At 58.4% G+C, this 15,321-nt stretch carries 13 protein-coding genes; 5 read left to right on the top strand and 8 right to left on the bottom strand.

Translation table 11 applies throughout. The annotated features are described in order from the left end of the window. Nucleotides 1-142 precede the first annotated feature (142 nt). The 4 genes from GJR98_RS16230 to GJR98_RS16245 all read left to right on the top strand — a co-directional run bounded on the left by GJR98_RS16230 (nt 143) and on the right by GJR98_RS16245 (nt 3,910). Nucleotides 143-643: a type IV pilin gene (locus GJR98_RS16230; protein WP_151139788.1), complete on the top strand. Its 501-nt coding sequence runs from the start codon at nt 143-145 to the stop codon at nt 641-643. 150 nt (nt 644-793) lie between these two features. Continuing rightward, entirely contained in the window at nt 794-2,182 is a 1,389-nt protein-coding gene (locus tag GJR98_RS16235) for a M20 family metallopeptidase (protein ID WP_151139789.1), read from the top strand. Next, on the top strand, nt 2,179-3,288 hold the full coding sequence (locus tag GJR98_RS16240) for an aminotransferase class V-fold PLP-dependent enzyme (RefSeq protein WP_151139790.1): 1,110 nt from the start codon (nt 2,179-2,181) through the stop codon (nt 3,286-3,288). Before GJR98_RS16235 ends, GJR98_RS16240 begins: the two co-directional genes overlap by 4 nt. A 145-nt stretch (nt 3,289-3,433) precedes the next feature. Beyond that, nucleotides 3,434-3,910, top strand: coding sequence for a YbaK/EbsC family protein (locus GJR98_RS16245; protein WP_151139791.1), 477 nt, complete (start codon nt 3,434-3,436; stop codon nt 3,908-3,910). Between the two features lie 140 nt (nt 3,911-4,050). On the opposite strand, the gene GJR98_RS16250 is transcribed toward GJR98_RS16245, so the two are convergent. The 6 genes from GJR98_RS16250 to msrA form a co-directional block, all read right to left on the bottom strand. Then, nucleotides 4,051-5,262: a threonine synthase gene (locus GJR98_RS16250; protein ID WP_151139792.1), complete on the bottom strand. Its 1,212-nt coding sequence runs from the start codon at nt 5,260-5,262 to the stop codon at nt 4,051-4,053. 272 nt (nt 5,263-5,534) lie between these two features. After that, nucleotides 5,535-5,819 carry a translation initiation factor eIF-1A gene (gene eif1A, locus GJR98_RS16255; RefSeq protein ID WP_013035036.1) on the bottom strand — a complete coding sequence of 95 codons (285 nt, stop codon included), beginning with the start codon at nt 5,817-5,819 and terminating at the stop codon, nt 5,535-5,537. Between the two features lie 554 nt (nt 5,820-6,373). Next, nucleotides 6,374-7,624, bottom strand: a complete 1,251-nt coding sequence (locus GJR98_RS16260) for an orc1/cdc6 family replication initiation protein (protein WP_151139793.1) — start codon at nt 7,622-7,624, stop codon at nt 6,374-6,376. A gap of 1,136 nt (nt 7,625-8,760) precedes the next feature. Next, nucleotides 8,761-9,453: a hypothetical protein gene (locus GJR98_RS16265; protein WP_151139794.1), complete on the bottom strand. Its 693-nt coding sequence runs from the start codon at nt 9,451-9,453 to the stop codon at nt 8,761-8,763. Beyond that, complete coding sequence (locus GJR98_RS16270) at nt 9,446-10,270, bottom strand: ParA family protein (protein ID WP_151139795.1); 825 nt, start codon at nt 10,268-10,270, stop codon at nt 9,446-9,448. The genes GJR98_RS16265 and GJR98_RS16270 overlap by 8 nt, the downstream gene beginning before the upstream one ends. An 888-nt stretch (nt 10,271-11,158) precedes the next feature. Continuing rightward, nucleotides 11,159-11,692, bottom strand: coding sequence for a peptide-methionine (S)-S-oxide reductase MsrA (gene msrA / locus GJR98_RS16275; RefSeq protein WP_151139796.1), 534 nt, complete (start codon nt 11,690-11,692; stop codon nt 11,159-11,161). Nucleotides 11,693-11,990: 298 nt separating this feature from the next. Between msrA and GJR98_RS16280 the strand changes: the two genes are divergently transcribed. Continuing rightward, complete coding sequence (locus tag GJR98_RS16280) at nt 11,991-12,395, top strand: CBS domain-containing protein (protein ID WP_151139797.1); 405 nt, start codon at nt 11,991-11,993, stop codon at nt 12,393-12,395. A gap of 80 nt (nt 12,396-12,475) precedes the next feature. On the opposite strand, the gene GJR98_RS16285 is transcribed toward GJR98_RS16280, so the two are convergent. Both GJR98_RS16285 and GJR98_RS16290 read right to left on the bottom strand, forming a co-directional pair. Further along, entirely contained in the window at nt 12,476-13,651 is a 1,176-nt protein-coding gene (locus tag GJR98_RS16285; RefSeq protein ID WP_151139798.1) for an ABC transporter permease, read from the bottom strand. Further along, nucleotides 13,648-15,315: a hypothetical protein gene (locus tag GJR98_RS16290; RefSeq protein ID WP_151139799.1), complete on the bottom strand. Its 1,668-nt coding sequence runs from the start codon at nt 15,313-15,315 to the stop codon at nt 13,648-13,650. Before GJR98_RS16290 ends, GJR98_RS16285 begins: the two co-directional genes overlap by 4 nt. Nucleotides 15,316-15,321: the final 6 nt, after the last annotated feature.

A 15,321-nucleotide genomic window follows, 5' to 3' on the forward strand; every position in this document is an offset into this window, starting at 1 on the left:
ACAACTGAAATATAATTTATAATATGACTTTAAGTATTTCCTAAACGTATAGATATTCGTCAAGAACCGGTCATCCAGCGTCTGAAATAGGGAGTTTCAACTCTCGGAATAGGTCGTCTGTGCAACGGTTCTGGTGATTTCAATGGACATCAAGAAATTCCTCACAGAGTCACGTGCAGTCTCGCCAGTCATCGGCGTCATCCTCATGGTCGCTATCACAGTCATCCTCGCCGCCGTCATCGGGACGTTCGTGTTGGGTCTGGGTGACCAAGTGAGCGAGACCTCGCCGCAGGCGAGCTTTAGCTTCGAGTACACGGACAACGGAGCATCAACAGAAGACACCTTCGTGGTCACTCACGAGTCAGGGACCGCAATCAAGGCTGGTCAACTCAAGCTGGTTTCGAGTGATGAATTCGCGGTGAGCTCTGGAGTAGCCGATGGTTCAGGTGCTGAAGAATACACATTCGATGCGTTCGATGGGATTACAGATGCCAACACCGAAATTAGCGCTGGCACTTCGGTAACAGCGTACAGTACAACCGGTGAGACTGACCTCGGGAACCAAGACTTCCGCATCGTCTGGACTTCCGAGTCCGGTTCGTCGTCTGCGACCCTCCAGAAGTGGAGCGGTCCACGCGCATAACCTCAGAACGTAACCATTAGACGGGCCATCCCGTCCTTCCAACCCCATTTTCGAAGCACTACCACACGTTCGAGCCACAGCCATTCTGCAGTATTGCACAAATAGAGCAAACTTATCCGGTGGCGAGTCGTACGACTCGGTAGAGAACCCATGTCGACACCCGACACCACTCCAGCGGTTACGTACCTACGTGGGCATCGCGAGGAGATTGCTGACCTCGCGCTCACGCTCGTCGGCCACGACACACAGAACCCGCCGGGAGACACGCGGGACGTCGTCGCGTGGGTCGAATCGTTCTTTTCGGAACTCGGCATCGAGACCGAGCGCGTCGTCTCCAACCCCGAGAAACCAAACCTCATCGCGACACTTCCCGGGTCGTCAGAGCGGACGTTGCTCCTCGAAGGCCATCTGGATACGGTCCCGTTCGAAGTCGCCGAGCAAGACTCGGCGGCCCGCCAGACGCAGTCTGACGACGCCGACCAGTGGACGTACGACCCACTCGGTGAGCGTGACGGCGACCGAATCTACGGCCGTGGAGCGACCGACATGAAAGGGGCCGTGGCCGCGATGCTCGCGGTAGCGAAGGCGTACGTCGAGACTGACACCATCCCGGAATCGACCATCGTCTTCGCGTTTGTGAGCGACGAAGAAGTCGCAGGGAAAGCAGGTCTCCCGACACTCCTCGACCAGCGGACACTCACTGCAGACGCGTGCGTCATCGGAGAGACGACGTGTGAAGATGGCCGGCACTCGGTAGCGGTGGCAGACCGTGGAAGCATCTGGTTGACTCTCCGCGCGTCCGGGAAATCCGCCCACGGCTCGCGTCCGATGCTCGGGACGAACGCGATTCGTAGTCTGTGGGCTGCCATCGAGGACGTCGAGTCGACGCTCTCCGAACTGCAGTTCGACTTCGACCCCGTCGTGCAAGCCATCGTCGACGAGTCAGTCGAGTATTACGAACCCACGTTCGGTGCGCCGTCAGCACGTGAGCTGTTCGACCGGCCGTCGGTCAACCTCGGCGTCATCTCGGGAGGTGACCGAGTGAACGTGGTCCCGGACGTCGCCGAAGCGAAACTCGACATTCGTCTGACCGCAGGTGTCGATAGCCGGTGCGTTCTCGACACGATTCAGGACGTCGTTTCGGACCACGAAGCGGTCGAAATCGATGACGTGAGTTGGTCCATCGGAACGTACGAGGACCCGGATGGTCCACTGGCGAACGCTGTCGCTGCTGTCGGAAGTGAAGTCACCGGTGACCGAGTGTACCGTCGGAGCGCGACCGGTGGCGGCGATGCAAAGCGGTTGCGGAACACCGGTATCCCGACTGTCGAGTTCGGTCTGGGAACGAATACGGCACACGCCGTCGACGAGTTCACCACGCTCGATGCCCTCGCCGGAAACGCCGAGGTGTACGCCCGACTCCCCGGCGAACTCGCGCGCAAACTCGACACCGGAACGGGAGCCTCCGGTTCCACAGGTATGAGTATGCTAAACACTATTATCCCATGCAGTTACCAGCTACCTGATGATACCCAATGACTCCTGACGACCTCCGTGCGTCCATCCCCGCACTCGACGATGTCGTCTACCTGAACACCGGCGCACACGGTCCCAGTCCACAGCGCGTCGTCGAGCGAGCGACGCAGTTCCTCGAACACCACGAGTACGTCTCTCCCTCACAGGAAGGCCCATATCCGACAGCTTTCGACGCCTACGAAGACGTACGTGAGGATGTCGCCGCGTTCGTTGGCGCAGAGACCGACGAAATCGCGCTCACCCAGAGTACCCAAGACGGCATCAATCGAATCGCGACGGCCCTCGATTGGTCACCGGGTGACGTCGTCGTCAGAACCGACCTCGAACACCCCGCAGGCATCCTGCCGTGGCGAAATCTCGAACGTCAGGGGGTCGAAGTCCGTGTCGTCGAAAGCGAGGCGGGGCGGCTGGATATCGACCAATACACCGAGGCTGTCCAGGGTGCCGACCTCGTCTGTTTCAGCGCCGTGACGTGGAACTTCGGGACGCGACTCCCCGTTCGTAAACTGACCGACATCGCGCGCGATGCTGGAGCAATTTCGCTCGTCGATGCCGTCCAAGCGATCGGTCAGTTCCCCGTCGATGTCCACGAGTGGGGAGCTGACATCGTCGCCAGCGCCGGCCACAAGTGGCTTCTCGGACCCTGGGGGTCGGGGTATCTTTACGTCCGGCGAGAGGTGGCGGAGTCCCTCCAACCGCACGGCGTCGGCTATCGAGGCGTGAAAGAACCGACCGGCGACAGCATGGAGTTCGAACCCGGTGCCAAGCGCTTCGAAATTGGGACGACGAGTCCAGCACCGCACGTCGCACTTCGTGAGGCCATAGAAATCGCCGAAGAGGTAGGTCTCGAACAGACCGAGCAACGGATTTCTCGAATCGCGACACAGTTCGCCGATGCCGTTCCCGACGAGAGGCTCGTCAGTCCTCGCACTCCCGAATCCGGGTTAGTTTCGTTCACCGTCGACGACCCGGAATCGACCGTCGAGCAACTCAAATCGGATGGCATCGTCATCCGAAGCCTCCCAGAACCAAATGTGGTTCGCGCGTCGTTCCACGCGTTCAACGACGAATCAGACGTCGAATCCCTGCTGGACGGGCTGGACTGGTGATGGTAAACTACTGACGTGACTCGTCGGCCAACGGCAGACGGTGAACTGTTCACTGGAATCGGTGACCACCGGTGCTCACAACGTGTGTTGGCCAAGACGACCGCATCCGCGAACGTTCTTATTGGAAGCCGCAGAACCCGTGGGTATGCATCCCACGGCGCAGACGTTCGCTGACCAGATTCAGGAAGACTACGACTTCGAGGCGGTCGTTCAGGAGTTTCCCGAGGGAACGAAGACGGCAGCCGACGCCGCGGCGGCAATTGGATGTGACGTCGCCCAAATCGTCAAGAGCATCGTGATGCGCGTCGGCGACGAGACGGTCATCGTCCTCACGAGCGGAGCGAACCGGGTCGACGAAACCAAGTTGGCGGCCGAATTCGACGTCGACGCGGACTCGGTCCGGAGTGCGAATGCGTCAGAAGTAAAAGACGCCACGGGATGGAGCATCGGCGGCGTTCCGCCGACCTGCCACACGACAGACTGTCCTGTCCTCGCGGACCCGACGTTCGACTCTTTCGGCGAGATCTGGGCCGCAGCGGGGACGCCAGAGACGGTGTTTCGACTCACCCCAGATGACTTGCAGATGCTGTCGAATCCCCGCGTCGTCGACGTGTTCGAGTGAGTGCTGGGGGTTGCGTCAGACACCACCATGTCCGCTGTTCTGCCCCCCTGTAATTACGGACACGCGGACCACGTAGTCCGAGCACCTCGGTCAGAGTGCACACCCATACCCGACGTATCAGTGAGCCCCACGTCGACGACTCAGTCGTCGGTACTGGTGAACCCCGTCAGATAGTCCTCGAGGTTGGCCAGTTCGACGTGGTCAGTCGACGGTGACCTGGTCCCGGATGCCGAGGCCTCTTTCAGGCCAGTTCCAGTCAGAACGGCGGTGACGTGGTCATCCGAGTCGATGTCGCCGCGTTCGACCAGTTGCTGGATTCCCGCAAGCGCCGTCGCCGACGACGGCTCGACGGTGATGCCAGCGTCGACTGCCAAGGCACGTTGGGCCGTGCGAATCGCGTCGTCGTCGACAGCGACGACTGCGCCACCAGTCTCACGTGCGGCCCGGAGTGCACGGGTTCCGCTCGGTGGGTCGGGGTTTGCAATCGAGTAGGCGATGGTCTCGCCACCGACGACACGGGTTACTTCGTCAGCGTCCGCTTCGAATGCGTCGGCGATGGGTGAACAAGCCGCGGCCTGAACGAAGTAGAGCGCCGGAATACGGTCTATCGCACCCGCCTCGGACAGTTCTCGAAGCGCTTTCCACGCTCCGCTGGCGTGGCCGCCACTGCTGACCGGCATCACGAGTGCGTCGGGCGTGTCCGGAGCGAACGCCTCGCAGATTTCGAGTGCCGTGGTCTTTTGCCCCTCGACACGGAGGGGGACGTCGGAGTTGAGAAAGACGATTCCGTGGTCAGGCCCGCGCTCGAGCGTCTGTTCGTAGAGTCGGCCATAGTCTCCAGCGACCGTCACAGAAGTGGGGTCGAACTGGTCGATGACGTCCAATCGCTCGGGTGGGATGTCGTCAGGGACCAACACGAGACAAGGCAGGTCCGCCGCGGCAGCGAAGGCAGCAGTGCTCATCGCCATATTTCCGTGTGAGACGGTTCCGACCGCCGACACGTCGCCTGCGAGACCCCTAGCGACGGCGGCGATACCGAGCGCACTTCCACGGTCTTTGAAGCTCCCTGTGGGATGTTCGCCTTCGAGTTTGAGGTGGACGTTGGTTCCGGCGACGGCATCGATGGATGCGTCGGAGACCATCGGTGTTCCTCCTGCTGCGGCCGAGAGACCGGCTGGTCGAGAAACTGGTAAGAGCGACTCGTAGCGCCACATCCCCGGTTCGTCGGAGACGTCGTCCCAGTCGAACGTTCCAGGGTCGGTGTCGAGCCACAGCGGTTCGCCACAATCACACCGGGCGGCCGGTGCTGTCGTCCGCGCACCACAGTCGTAACAGACGCGTGTGTGAGTCATCCGGTAGTGTCCGACCTACGCCCAGTCTGGCGAAAGTTGTTCGGGTCGATAGACACAGTCGAGTTTGTTCCCTCTTTGGAACAAAAACGGATTCACTGCAGGCAGAGATGGTCACTGAAGGCAGAGACGGAACGTTACGACAGACCGCATGTGAGAGAACAAAAAGCGGTCGTGCGCAATCAGAAGTCGGGGTACGGGTGTCGTCTAGAGTAGTAACTGGTTCGACGACCGCACGTCACAAACGTCTAACATCCCTTTCGGGAGAAGACAGTCTATTGGATGTGGCCTTCGCGTCGGAGCTGGTCCGCGTCTTCGCCAGTGTAGCGCCATTCGATGTTGGCTTTCTCGTCCTGCCAGTCCCACGGTTCCACGAGGACGACGTCGCCCTCGTTGATCCAGGTGCGGTACTTCATGCGGCCGGGGATTCGGCCCATTCGGTTCTTACCGTCTTCGCAGCGGATTCGTACGTGGTTACCACCGTTGTGCTCAGTGACGACCGCGAACAGCTCGTTATCGTTGGGCATTCGAAGATTTCGGCGCCCTTGATTTTCGCTCACGTACGTATTCAGAGGCCAAGACGGATAACTCATAGGATGTACAAGTTACCACGGCACACGTGAGGACATCACACGAGCATTTCCGAGGGTACGTACACCACGATGTCCGCAGTAATTCGGAATCCGACCGCCCGTCTGATGAACCAAATATGACGATATACTCTAGAGAATCTGGATTCACGGTTCGGAGGATGTACACCGAGGTGCTGAATTCGAAGCGTAACTTGTCTGAGGAAGGTTCCTACTCGACTGGTCCAACCCAACACCACTGTGTCCGCTGTTCTCGCATCTCCGCCACCGTACTCTAGTCTTTTCCGGTCACTTCTGGACTCGAATCGAAGAGATTACTCCGGACATAGTGGTGTTGGAACTGAAGCCGTCGAGAGAGATCCCATCGACGACGAAGCGAGTCACTAGGGTGAAATACTGAACTCGATGTGAATGATTTGCGGGTGTGTCGCACCTCGACTCGCGAAGAGCATTCGGTTCGTACACCAGTATGTCCGCAGTAATCGACCGATTTAAACCTCGTACAGGAGACTCAGTCGTCTGCGCTACTGTTCGACGAAGTCGTCGAGTGTACTCGCTCTGTCCGAGTCGAGGTACGGTTCGACAGTCTCGTGGACCCCGACGAGGTCGATCGTGTCGCGCATCGCCGAAACGATGAGACCGACGTCCATGTCGAGGGCATACTCACGGTACGTTCCCCCGCGTCGACCTTCGTTGCGCTCGGTGACCGAGACGATACCGAGCATCGCGAGTTCACTCAAGTGGTCACGCATCCGACGAGGGACGAGTGGGTCACGGTTCGCGAGTTCAGCGAATCGCGTATACCGGGGTCGGACGTCGCGAGACCGAATCGGCGTCTCGCCCTCTAACTCGAGAGTCAACAGCGAATACAGTACGAGATGACCATGCTCGGTGAGGCCGTTGATTCCTTCTTTGATTCGCCCACGTTCGAGCGCTCGTCGGCCTCGTTTGACGTGTTCTTCGGTGATACAATCAGTGTCGTCGTCGCGCGCGAGGTCACCCGCCTTCATCAAGAGGTCGATGGATTGTCGCGCGTCACCAGCGTCTTTCGCACCGTAGGCCGCACAGAGTGGAATTACCTCGTCGGACAGCACGCTCTCTCGGAACGCCACTTCGGCACGTTGTTCGAGAATCGCCTGTAGATTCTTCGCGTTGTACGCGGGGAAGTGAATCTCTTGTTCACACAGCGAGCTTTTGACTTTCGGCGAGAGGTCGTCCCGGAACGAAAAGTCGTTCGAGATGCCGATGAGACCGACTTTTGCCTCTGACAAGTTTCCATTCGCGCGTGCGCGCGGGAGTTGATAGAGAATACTGTCGTCGTTGACGTGGTCGATCTCGTCGAGGACGACGATAATAGACCCGCCGCACTTGTCGAGTTCTTGCCACAGCATCTCGTAGACCGACCCAAGGGGGTATCCCGTGGTGCTAATCTGGTTGGATTCCGACCTGAACTCGTTGACGAGACGGGTCGCAATCTGGTACGAGCTCGTGAGTCCATCACAGTTCAAGAAGATGACGGTGAGGTGGATGTCGTCGTACCGACTTGCATCCTCGCGGAGGTGACTGAGTAAGTAACGCGACGCTGCTGTCTTCCCGACGCCAGTTTTCCCGTACAGGAAGATGTTGTTTGGCTGTTCACCGTTGATTACCGGTTGAAGAGCCGCCTGAAACGTCCGAAGTTCCTCGTCACGCCCCACGAGTTCCTCGGGCTGGTAATCCTCACGGAGGGCATCCCGGTCCCGATAGATTTCGGTATCTCGCTCGAAGAGGGGCATATCTCAGTATTCGGCCACTTCTCTGATAAAACCACCGCGTCCGCAGTGTCCGCTGTTCCACGATTTTATATAGTCTGGCTCGGACACACCCCCTCCACTTTGTCCGCTGTTCTCGTAATCGAAGGTCTCCGGTGAAACATGTGTGAGTATAGAGTAGAAGAAAGATTTATCTTAATACGGATTAAACCAAATCCGTAATAGAAATATATCAGACGGTAAGTAGACTAGTAGTATCTATTTTCCCACAACTCCCGGGTGTATTTTACATCAATCGACTCAACTCTGGAAGGGGGTTTCCCTTTCACCCCGAGAACAGCGGACATAGTGGTGTGAGTGTTCACAGAATCCGACCGTTCTCTCGTCTCACTGACCGACAGTATTTGCCGTCCTCACACACATCGCCGTCATTACCCGCGGAACCGTCCGAGAACAGCGGACATGGTGGTGTCCTCGGTACCGAGTCACGAGCAAGTTGAACCCAATTACCATAGTAGACCACGTCGTCTCGCCATCTCTTCGTGAACTGTTGCGGACTTGACGATGTTCTCCGGGTTCCTAACCTCCGCTGTCCGGACTGTCTTGCCTCTATTCGACGAGCCCGCGAACTTCGAGTAATCCTTCGTCTCCCAGACGATCACTCGAGTATACACGTTGCACGCTCTCGGATTCAGTTGCCTGTCTGACTACGCTCTTCTCGTTGTACTATCGAGGGAGAGTGACTACATTCTCACCCCGCCAAATTCCTACCGCTGAACAGAGGCACAGCCAATTACTCCGGACGTGGTGGTGTTCGAGTTCTCACTCTTCTCGGTGCACTCGTACCTCGTTCCATGGACGGTCGTCCTCGAGCACCCCAGCACAGTCCACCGATTTACGTGGAACCAACACCACGATGTCCGCTGTTTGTGCCTTCACCTTTGTCCAGTCGGCTGAACGACACGTGGCTTCTCCGACGACAACTGTACTACTGCACCCAGTCACAACTGAGTCGCAGCAATTGATCACAGAAACTGAACCCAGACAACTGAACCGAAGCAATCCTACCGAGGTTCCCTCACACTAGAACGTCGATGGCAACCACAGTCGTGACGTTGCTTGCTCAGTTCCGCACTGAAACCGAATCCTCGAACCCGTGATTACTCGTCTCGCGTTCGAACGATCTCGTCGGCAACTTCGTCAGGGTACGACGCCGCGATTCGGACGAGTGCATCGTGAAACTCACGCCCAGTCATATTTCGAATGTCGAACTCTCGACGGAGCAACGACTCGACTTCGAACTCGGCGTCGTCCATCCGGTCGAGTGTCTCGGTTCGGATGTAGATACTCTTCGCAGTTGTCGCCTCGAACTCGAACGCAGGGGCGCTTTTGTCGTCCTCCGAACGCTCTCCATCGTCTGCTGAGGTACTTTCGAGTTCTTCTGAACCCGCTTTCGCGCCGGCTGGACCCTCCTCGCCGTCCGATGTCTCCTCGACTGATTTTCCTACTGACTCGTCGTCTCGTGATTCCGTTTTCGTTTCCGTTTTCGTTTCCGACTCTGACTCTGACGCTTCGGCATCGGTCGTCGATTCGTCGGCGTCCGAACGGTGTGCTGCCTCGACATCGGCGGCCGTCGACGTGTCTTTACTCGTCTCACCGGCATCGGTTTCGTCGTTCTGCGCCGCTGCACTCGTAGCTCCCTCCGTCTCGGCACTACGTTCCCTTCCGTTTTGTTCGGGGTCGAGTTCGCGACTCTCCGAACCTTCGGTCTCGTTACTCTCGTCTTCTGTTCCGTCGTTTCCGTCGGACTCCATCGCTTCGCCCAGGCCGGCGAATCGATTTTCCTTAGGCATCTTCCGGGCCTCCCCGCTCGACGACGGCAGCAAGTTCGTCTAATCGGTCGAGCATGTCGTTCGATGGGTCGTACTCACGCAGTGTTTTCCCGTCGCGCCACGCTCGGCTGAACGCGATTCGGTGACGAATTCCTGGACCTTTGGACTCTGGGTCGTCGAACAGTTCCGACCGGGCGAACTGTGGGATGTACTTTTCGAACGGAGACTCCTCGAGGTCTCGGATGATTCGGCGCTCTTCGTTGTTGCCGGTGAGGTCGTTCGGGACGATGGCCAGTATCTCGAGGTCGACTTCACGACGAATCGGTCCGATCTGTTGTTCAAACATCCGCTCGAACCCACTCACACTGGGTTCACTCATGAGGAGCGGAACCACCACGTTTCCAGTTCCGATGAGTGCCGCGTCGGAAAGCGGTCCGAGACTCGGGGGGGAGTCGATGACGATGTAGTCGTACTCGTCCTCCAAGAGTGGGTCGACGATTCGGCGTCGAACCCAGAGGACACCGAACGTCGAGTTCCGAACACGGTCTTCGATGTCGTCGAGGTCGACGTGGGCGGGCAACACGTCGAAACTCTCTCGCGCGTGAATCGTCTCGCGAACGTCGACCGGGTCGTCGTCTGTCAGGACGTCACCGATGTTCGGGTCGGCCGACTCGTATGCGTCTTTCAACCCGACGCCTTCGGTTGCGTTTCCTTGCTGGTCGAGGTCGACGAGCAGGACATCATTGTCTCTGGCAGCGAGGGCGTCTGCGAGATTGATCGCGACCGTCGTCTTTCCGACACCTCCTTTTTGCAAGGAGACGCTTACTGCTCGTGACATCTACCGGCCCTCCTCGACGATAGAAATTCCACAATTTGTACAATGTGTGGGCTGTACTCGCTGTTTAGACACTCCGGACTTCGCTCGAATTGTGGACTGTATGGGCATGCGGGCGCTCGAAATCACCTTCCGCCTACTCATACATAATGCTATCCACGACTTTTAGACAGTCAACACAGTCTTGACTGTTTAAAATCTCTACAAATTGTACAATTTGTATAATTTCTACAAATTGTGAAGCTTGTTAGCTGTGTACGATGTCCGAGCACTCCGGAATTCTCTCGCAGTGTCCACATGGTGAACTGCTTCGACGGTGCCAGAATCGCAAACGGTGCGGACTGTCCACTGTTGACCGTCTTCGGTCGAGCTCGTTTCTAGTCGAGATTCTGTGAGAGCCTTGCCACTGCTCTCCATTTTCACACAGTGAGCGAACTGCTGACAGTGCAAACACTCCATACATTGTACAAATTCTAAACATTGCAAAATTTGTGAGATTTTCACACTGTCTACGAACTCCACACTCTCTCCGCATTGTCGAATTCGTAAAATGCCCACACTCTCGAATTCCTGACTTTCACGAGATATTACGTGAAGATACTGCGGACAATGTGGTGTTGTTTGTGCCTGTCCAAACCTCGAGGTCGGGGAACCACGAATCCTCGTGAGTTCAACTGACCGACATCGGTTTAGGACGTATCACGGCGTTTCCAACGTGGTTTTTGGAAGCGCAAAGTGTGTACAAATTCTACAAATTCTAAAATTTCTACAAGCTCCACAACTTTCGCGCTGTTCACACTATCTACAATTCTTCGAACTCCCGAAAATCCACTCTTGGTCGCTCGGTGCGAAAACGACACGGACAGAGGACCAATCGAACGGTACTGTCTCTCAGTTGGCGAGTTTGTCCGCGAACTTCTCGCGAACTTTTTCGATTTTTGGACTCGCGTGGAACCGACAGTATGCGTCGTTCGGGTTCTTCTCGAAGTAGTCCTGGTGGTACGTTTCGGCTTCGTAGAAGGTTTCGAGCGGTTCTAACTCCGTCACGACGTCGTCGTCGTACGACTCGTCTAGCGCCTCGATGTAGGCCGCCGCTTGGCGTTGCTGGTCGTCGTCGTGGTAGAGCACGATCGAGCGGTACTGGGTCCCGACGTCCGGGCCTTGACGATTGAGTTGCGTCGGGTCGTGGACGGCGAAGAACACCTCCAACAACTCGTCGTATCCGACGACGGCTGGGTCGTACTCGACCTGGATGACTTCGGCGTGTCCGGTGTTCCCCGAGCAAACTTGCTCGTACGTTGGGTTTTCGACGGACCCACCTGCGTATCCCGAGGTGACGCTGCTGATGCCGTCGAGTTCTTTGAACGCTGCTTCGATACACCAGAAACACCCACCACCGAACGTTGCGGACTTCGAGGCTACCATAACTAGGGTTACGTCGCGGACAAATTAAGCCCCGCGGCGGAGGCAGTCCCCTCTGGGTCTGTCTCGCCCCGGTTACACCGTGTCTACTCAGTCGGATTCTCTTCGTCGAGTCTGTTCAGTATGCTACCCTTCGTGCCGTGTCTGTTCATAGCCACATCTCGTGTCTGTTCAGACACACTCACGCAGAGCCGTGTGTGCGATCATCCCGATTGGGTGTCCGAATTTACGACCTTCAATAGAACTCTTCACCAATGTGGATGATGCTAACATTTATACACTGTCTCTGTGACCAATAATTATGGAAGATATATTTGTTGCGAGACTCATGTCCACGAATCTTCACACGGTCACGGCCGACACGCTGGTGGAGGACGCAGCACAGTTGATGTTGGAGAACAACATCAGTTCGGTCATCGTTGTCGACGAGGACAACCATCTCGACGGCATTCTGACGACGACCGACTTCGTTCGAATCGTCGCGAAGAGCCAGCCGAAAGCACAGACAACGGTCGAGCGCTACATGACGACCGACGTCATCACCGCAGATGCACAGGACCCAATCACCGACGTCGCTGAGTCGATGACCAAACACGGGTTCCACCACATGCCTGTCGTCGACGACGACGAGGGTGTCATCGGTATGATCACCACGTCAGACCTCGCTTCGTACCTTTCACAGGCAGGCCAACTGACCACGAAGTAACGCCGTCGTGCCGACCCACTTCGAACGTGTGTGTCGAACTACTTCGAACGTGTGAACTGAACAGCACGCGACTGCACTTTTCATTTGAGGCGTAACGCCTCGACCGGTCGTTCGTTCGCCGCCCGCCACGCAGGGTAGAGGCCGCTTGCCAAACTGATGACCACGCCGAACAGCACGGCAAAGAGCAGGTATCCCGCCGTTCTGAGATTGACGACGACAGGAAGCGTCACTTCGGGGACGGCGAGGTACAATCCGAGTGCGACGAGGCCACTGATGACGGCGCCGATGACACCACCGACGAACCCGAGTAACCCCGCTTCGACGAGAATCGTGCGGAGCACGTCCTCTCGCTGAATCCCGACGGCTCTGAGGACGCCAATCTCACCTCGGCGTTCGGAGACGCTCATCAACATCACGTTCAGGATGCTCACCCCGGCGACGATGAGCGAGACGGCACCGATGGCGATGAGAAAGGCGTTCAACAACCCGAAGAACTGGTCGATTCGCTCGACGATACGCGACAGTTCGAGGACGCTGACGCGCTCTTCACGAGCGTTCACTGATTCCCGAATTGCGTCGGCTGCGGCCCCTGCTTCGCTCCCTGATTCTGCGCGGACGATGACCTGTGTGTACGACTCGTCGGCGAACGCCGTCCGCGGAATCAAGACCGCACCGTCTGGTTGCAGGAGGTTGAACCCGTCCGACTCGGCGAGGATGGCGATGACGCGGTACTCCCGACCCTCGATCGTAATCGTCCGGCCGACGTCGACGTCGAGTTCGGCGGCGACACTACTCCCGACGATGGCACCGCGGCGGTGTCGCTCAGGCAGTTCACCCGCACCTGCGACGAAGAGGTCTCCCGGGCGCTCGACGGCGTACAGTGCCGCGAACGTCCGCGACTCTCCCCGTTCGACTAACGCACCACCGGTGACGACCGGGATTACCGTCGCGTCGTTCCCGGCGGCCCGTGTGATAGTGGTCACGTCGCGGTCGGTCAGTCGTTCGATACCTGCGTCGGCGTTCGGTGAGACGATAATCTGGTCACCGAGTCCGCCGAGCGCGTCTGCGGCGGTGAGTTGGATGACGCTCCCGAGGATTCCGAGCGTCGCGATGGCGAACACACCGATGATGATGCCCAGAATGGCGAGTGTCGACCGAAGACCGTTTCGAGCCAGATTCCGGCGTGCGAGGTAGACCGAGGCGGTCACTCCGTCGGCGGTCATCCCGACTTTCCCGAGCGAGTCGCTGATACTCATCTCGAATCGCGTCGGATGCGTATCGCTGCCGCGACAGGGAGGGCGACGAGCGTCACGAGGGCGATGACGACGACGCTTCTCGTGGTTGGGTCGACGTTCGAGAGCAGTCTTCCGGGGTCGATACCTCCGTTCGATTCGCCCGCAGCACCTGCTGCAGCTGCCGAACTGGCACCACCGCCGGCAACGCTCCCGACTGTGAACCCACCCGACTGGCCATCGTCGGGCAGGTCGAACACCGCCTCACGAACGACTTCTGCGCCGTCGACAGTGTACCGAACCGTGACAGTCACGTCCGTGGCGTCGTCTGTGACGGTGCCGGTGAGTTCGAACGGGGCGAAGTCGCTCGGGGTGATGCGCCCGACGAAGTAGTCACGTTGTGGGTACGCCGGTGCGACGGTGTCTGTCTCCACGAGCTCGACGACGACGCCCTCGGCATCACCGCGTCCCTGATTTGCGACGTTGCCGAGGACTCTGAGTTCACCGTCGACGACGGTCACGTCCAGGTCGGTGAAGACGAGGTCAGCAACCGCGGGTCGGTAGTCGATGGTCGTCGATGTTTCACCGGACTGAACGCCGGTGCGGTACGTGGCACGAAGCGTCAGTGGACCGGACTCACGGACCTCCGAGAGGTCGAGGGTCGCCGTTCCGGACTCTCCCGGCTGAATCGGTCCCGGAACCGACAGCCGTGGAAGTGCTGCAGTTGGTCCAATTGGTTCGACGACCACGTCGGTAACCGGTGCCGACCCGAAGTTGGTGACCACGACGTCGAAACTGGTCGCCGATTCTCCCGTCTCGTCGTCGGCACCGTCTGTCACGCCGCCACCCAGTGCGGCACCTGCACCTCCACCACCGGCGAGCAGTGACACGATATCCGGCGCGGCAGCCGCGTCGTCGCCTTCTTGAACGGGTCTGAGTGTAAGTTGGACGTCGTCTCCGAATTCAGAAACTCGCACTGGAACGTCGAGGTTCAGCGTGCGTTCAGTCCCCGACGCTGTGGTGTAGTCGACCCCTAGTTCGACCGTCGTCTCACCTGCTTCTCCGGGGACGACTGTCAGGTTTCGAATCTCGGTCGCGCCTGCCGGGAGAGTCGCGACCGAGGCGGTTCCGACTGGCGTCTCTCCTTCGAATCCAGGCACCGAGACGACGATATTTCGCATGTCTGCAGTCGTCGGATTCGACAGTGAGACCTCGATACGAGTCTCGGCATCGACGACGGCGTCGTCGATTCGCACGTCGACGAGCGGCGGTGCGTCTTCGACGGCAATCGGAACCGGTCGTTCGATGCGGACGGTGTCTCCGTCTTCGTCGGTCCCAGTGACGGTAAGTGCAAGTCTCCGAGGACCGGACGTCTCGAACGTCAACGCGAGCGGAACGGTCACCGAGTCGCCCGGTGAAAGTCCGCCGAGTCGTCGTGCACGGACGCGACTGTCGTCGACCGGGTCCGTGAGTTCGACTTCCTCGATTTCGGCGGCCGAGGGACTCCCAACCGAGTTGGCGATTGTGACGGTGACGACGACCTGTTCACCGACGACGGGCGTGGTCGGCGTCACCGTCGCATCGCTCACAGTGATTCGGGCGTCAGGGACCGCGGTCACGGAGCCGACGCTCGTGAGGAGGAGCATCGTGACGGCGGCGAGGGTGAGGGCTGTCCCGCGGAGACTCATCGGAAG

Source organism: Haloferax marinisediminis (genome assembly GCF_009674585.1).
Classification (GTDB): domain Archaea; phylum Halobacteriota; class Halobacteria; order Halobacteriales; family Haloferacaceae; genus Haloferax; species Haloferax marinisediminis.

Excerpts from the sequence above, each read along its gene's own strand:
- GJR98_RS16230 (WP_151139788.1), top strand. The coding sequence starts at position 143 with ATGGACATCAAGAAATTCCTCACAGAGTCACGTGCAGTCTCGCCAGTC.
- GJR98_RS16250 (WP_151139792.1), bottom strand. The coding sequence starts at position 5,262 with ATGACTCACACACGCGTCTGTTACGACTGTGGTGCGCGGACGACAGCA.
- GJR98_RS16240 (WP_151139790.1), top strand. The coding sequence starts at position 2,179 with ATGACTCCTGACGACCTCCGTGCGTCCATCCCCGCACTCGACGATGTC.
- GJR98_RS16285 (WP_151139798.1), bottom strand. The coding sequence starts at position 13,651 with ATGAGTATCAGCGACTCGCTCGGGAAAGTCGGGATGACCGCCGACGGA.
- GJR98_RS16245 (WP_151139791.1), top strand. The coding sequence starts at position 3,434 with ATGCATCCCACGGCGCAGACGTTCGCTGACCAGATTCAGGAAGACTAC.
- GJR98_RS16235 (WP_151139789.1), top strand. The coding sequence starts at position 794 with ATGTCGACACCCGACACCACTCCAGCGGTTACGTACCTACGTGGGCAT.
- GJR98_RS16260 (WP_151139793.1), bottom strand. The coding sequence starts at position 7,624 with ATGCCCCTCTTCGAGCGAGATACCGAAATCTATCGGGACCGGGATGCC.
- GJR98_RS16290 (WP_151139799.1), bottom strand. The coding sequence starts at position 15,315 with ATGAGTCTCCGCGGGACAGCCCTCACCCTCGCCGCCGTCACGATGCTC.
- GJR98_RS16280 (WP_151139797.1), top strand. The coding sequence starts at position 11,991 with ATGGAAGATATATTTGTTGCGAGACTCATGTCCACGAATCTTCACACG.
- GJR98_RS16270 (WP_151139795.1), bottom strand. The coding sequence starts at position 10,270 with ATGTCACGAGCAGTAAGCGTCTCCTTGCAAAAAGGAGGTGTCGGAAAG.
- GJR98_RS16265 (WP_151139794.1), bottom strand. The coding sequence starts at position 9,453 with ATGCCTAAGGAAAATCGATTCGCCGGCCTGGGCGAAGCGATGGAGTCC.
- msrA (WP_151139796.1), bottom strand. The coding sequence starts at position 11,692 with ATGGTAGCCTCGAAGTCCGCAACGTTCGGTGGTGGGTGTTTCTGGTGT.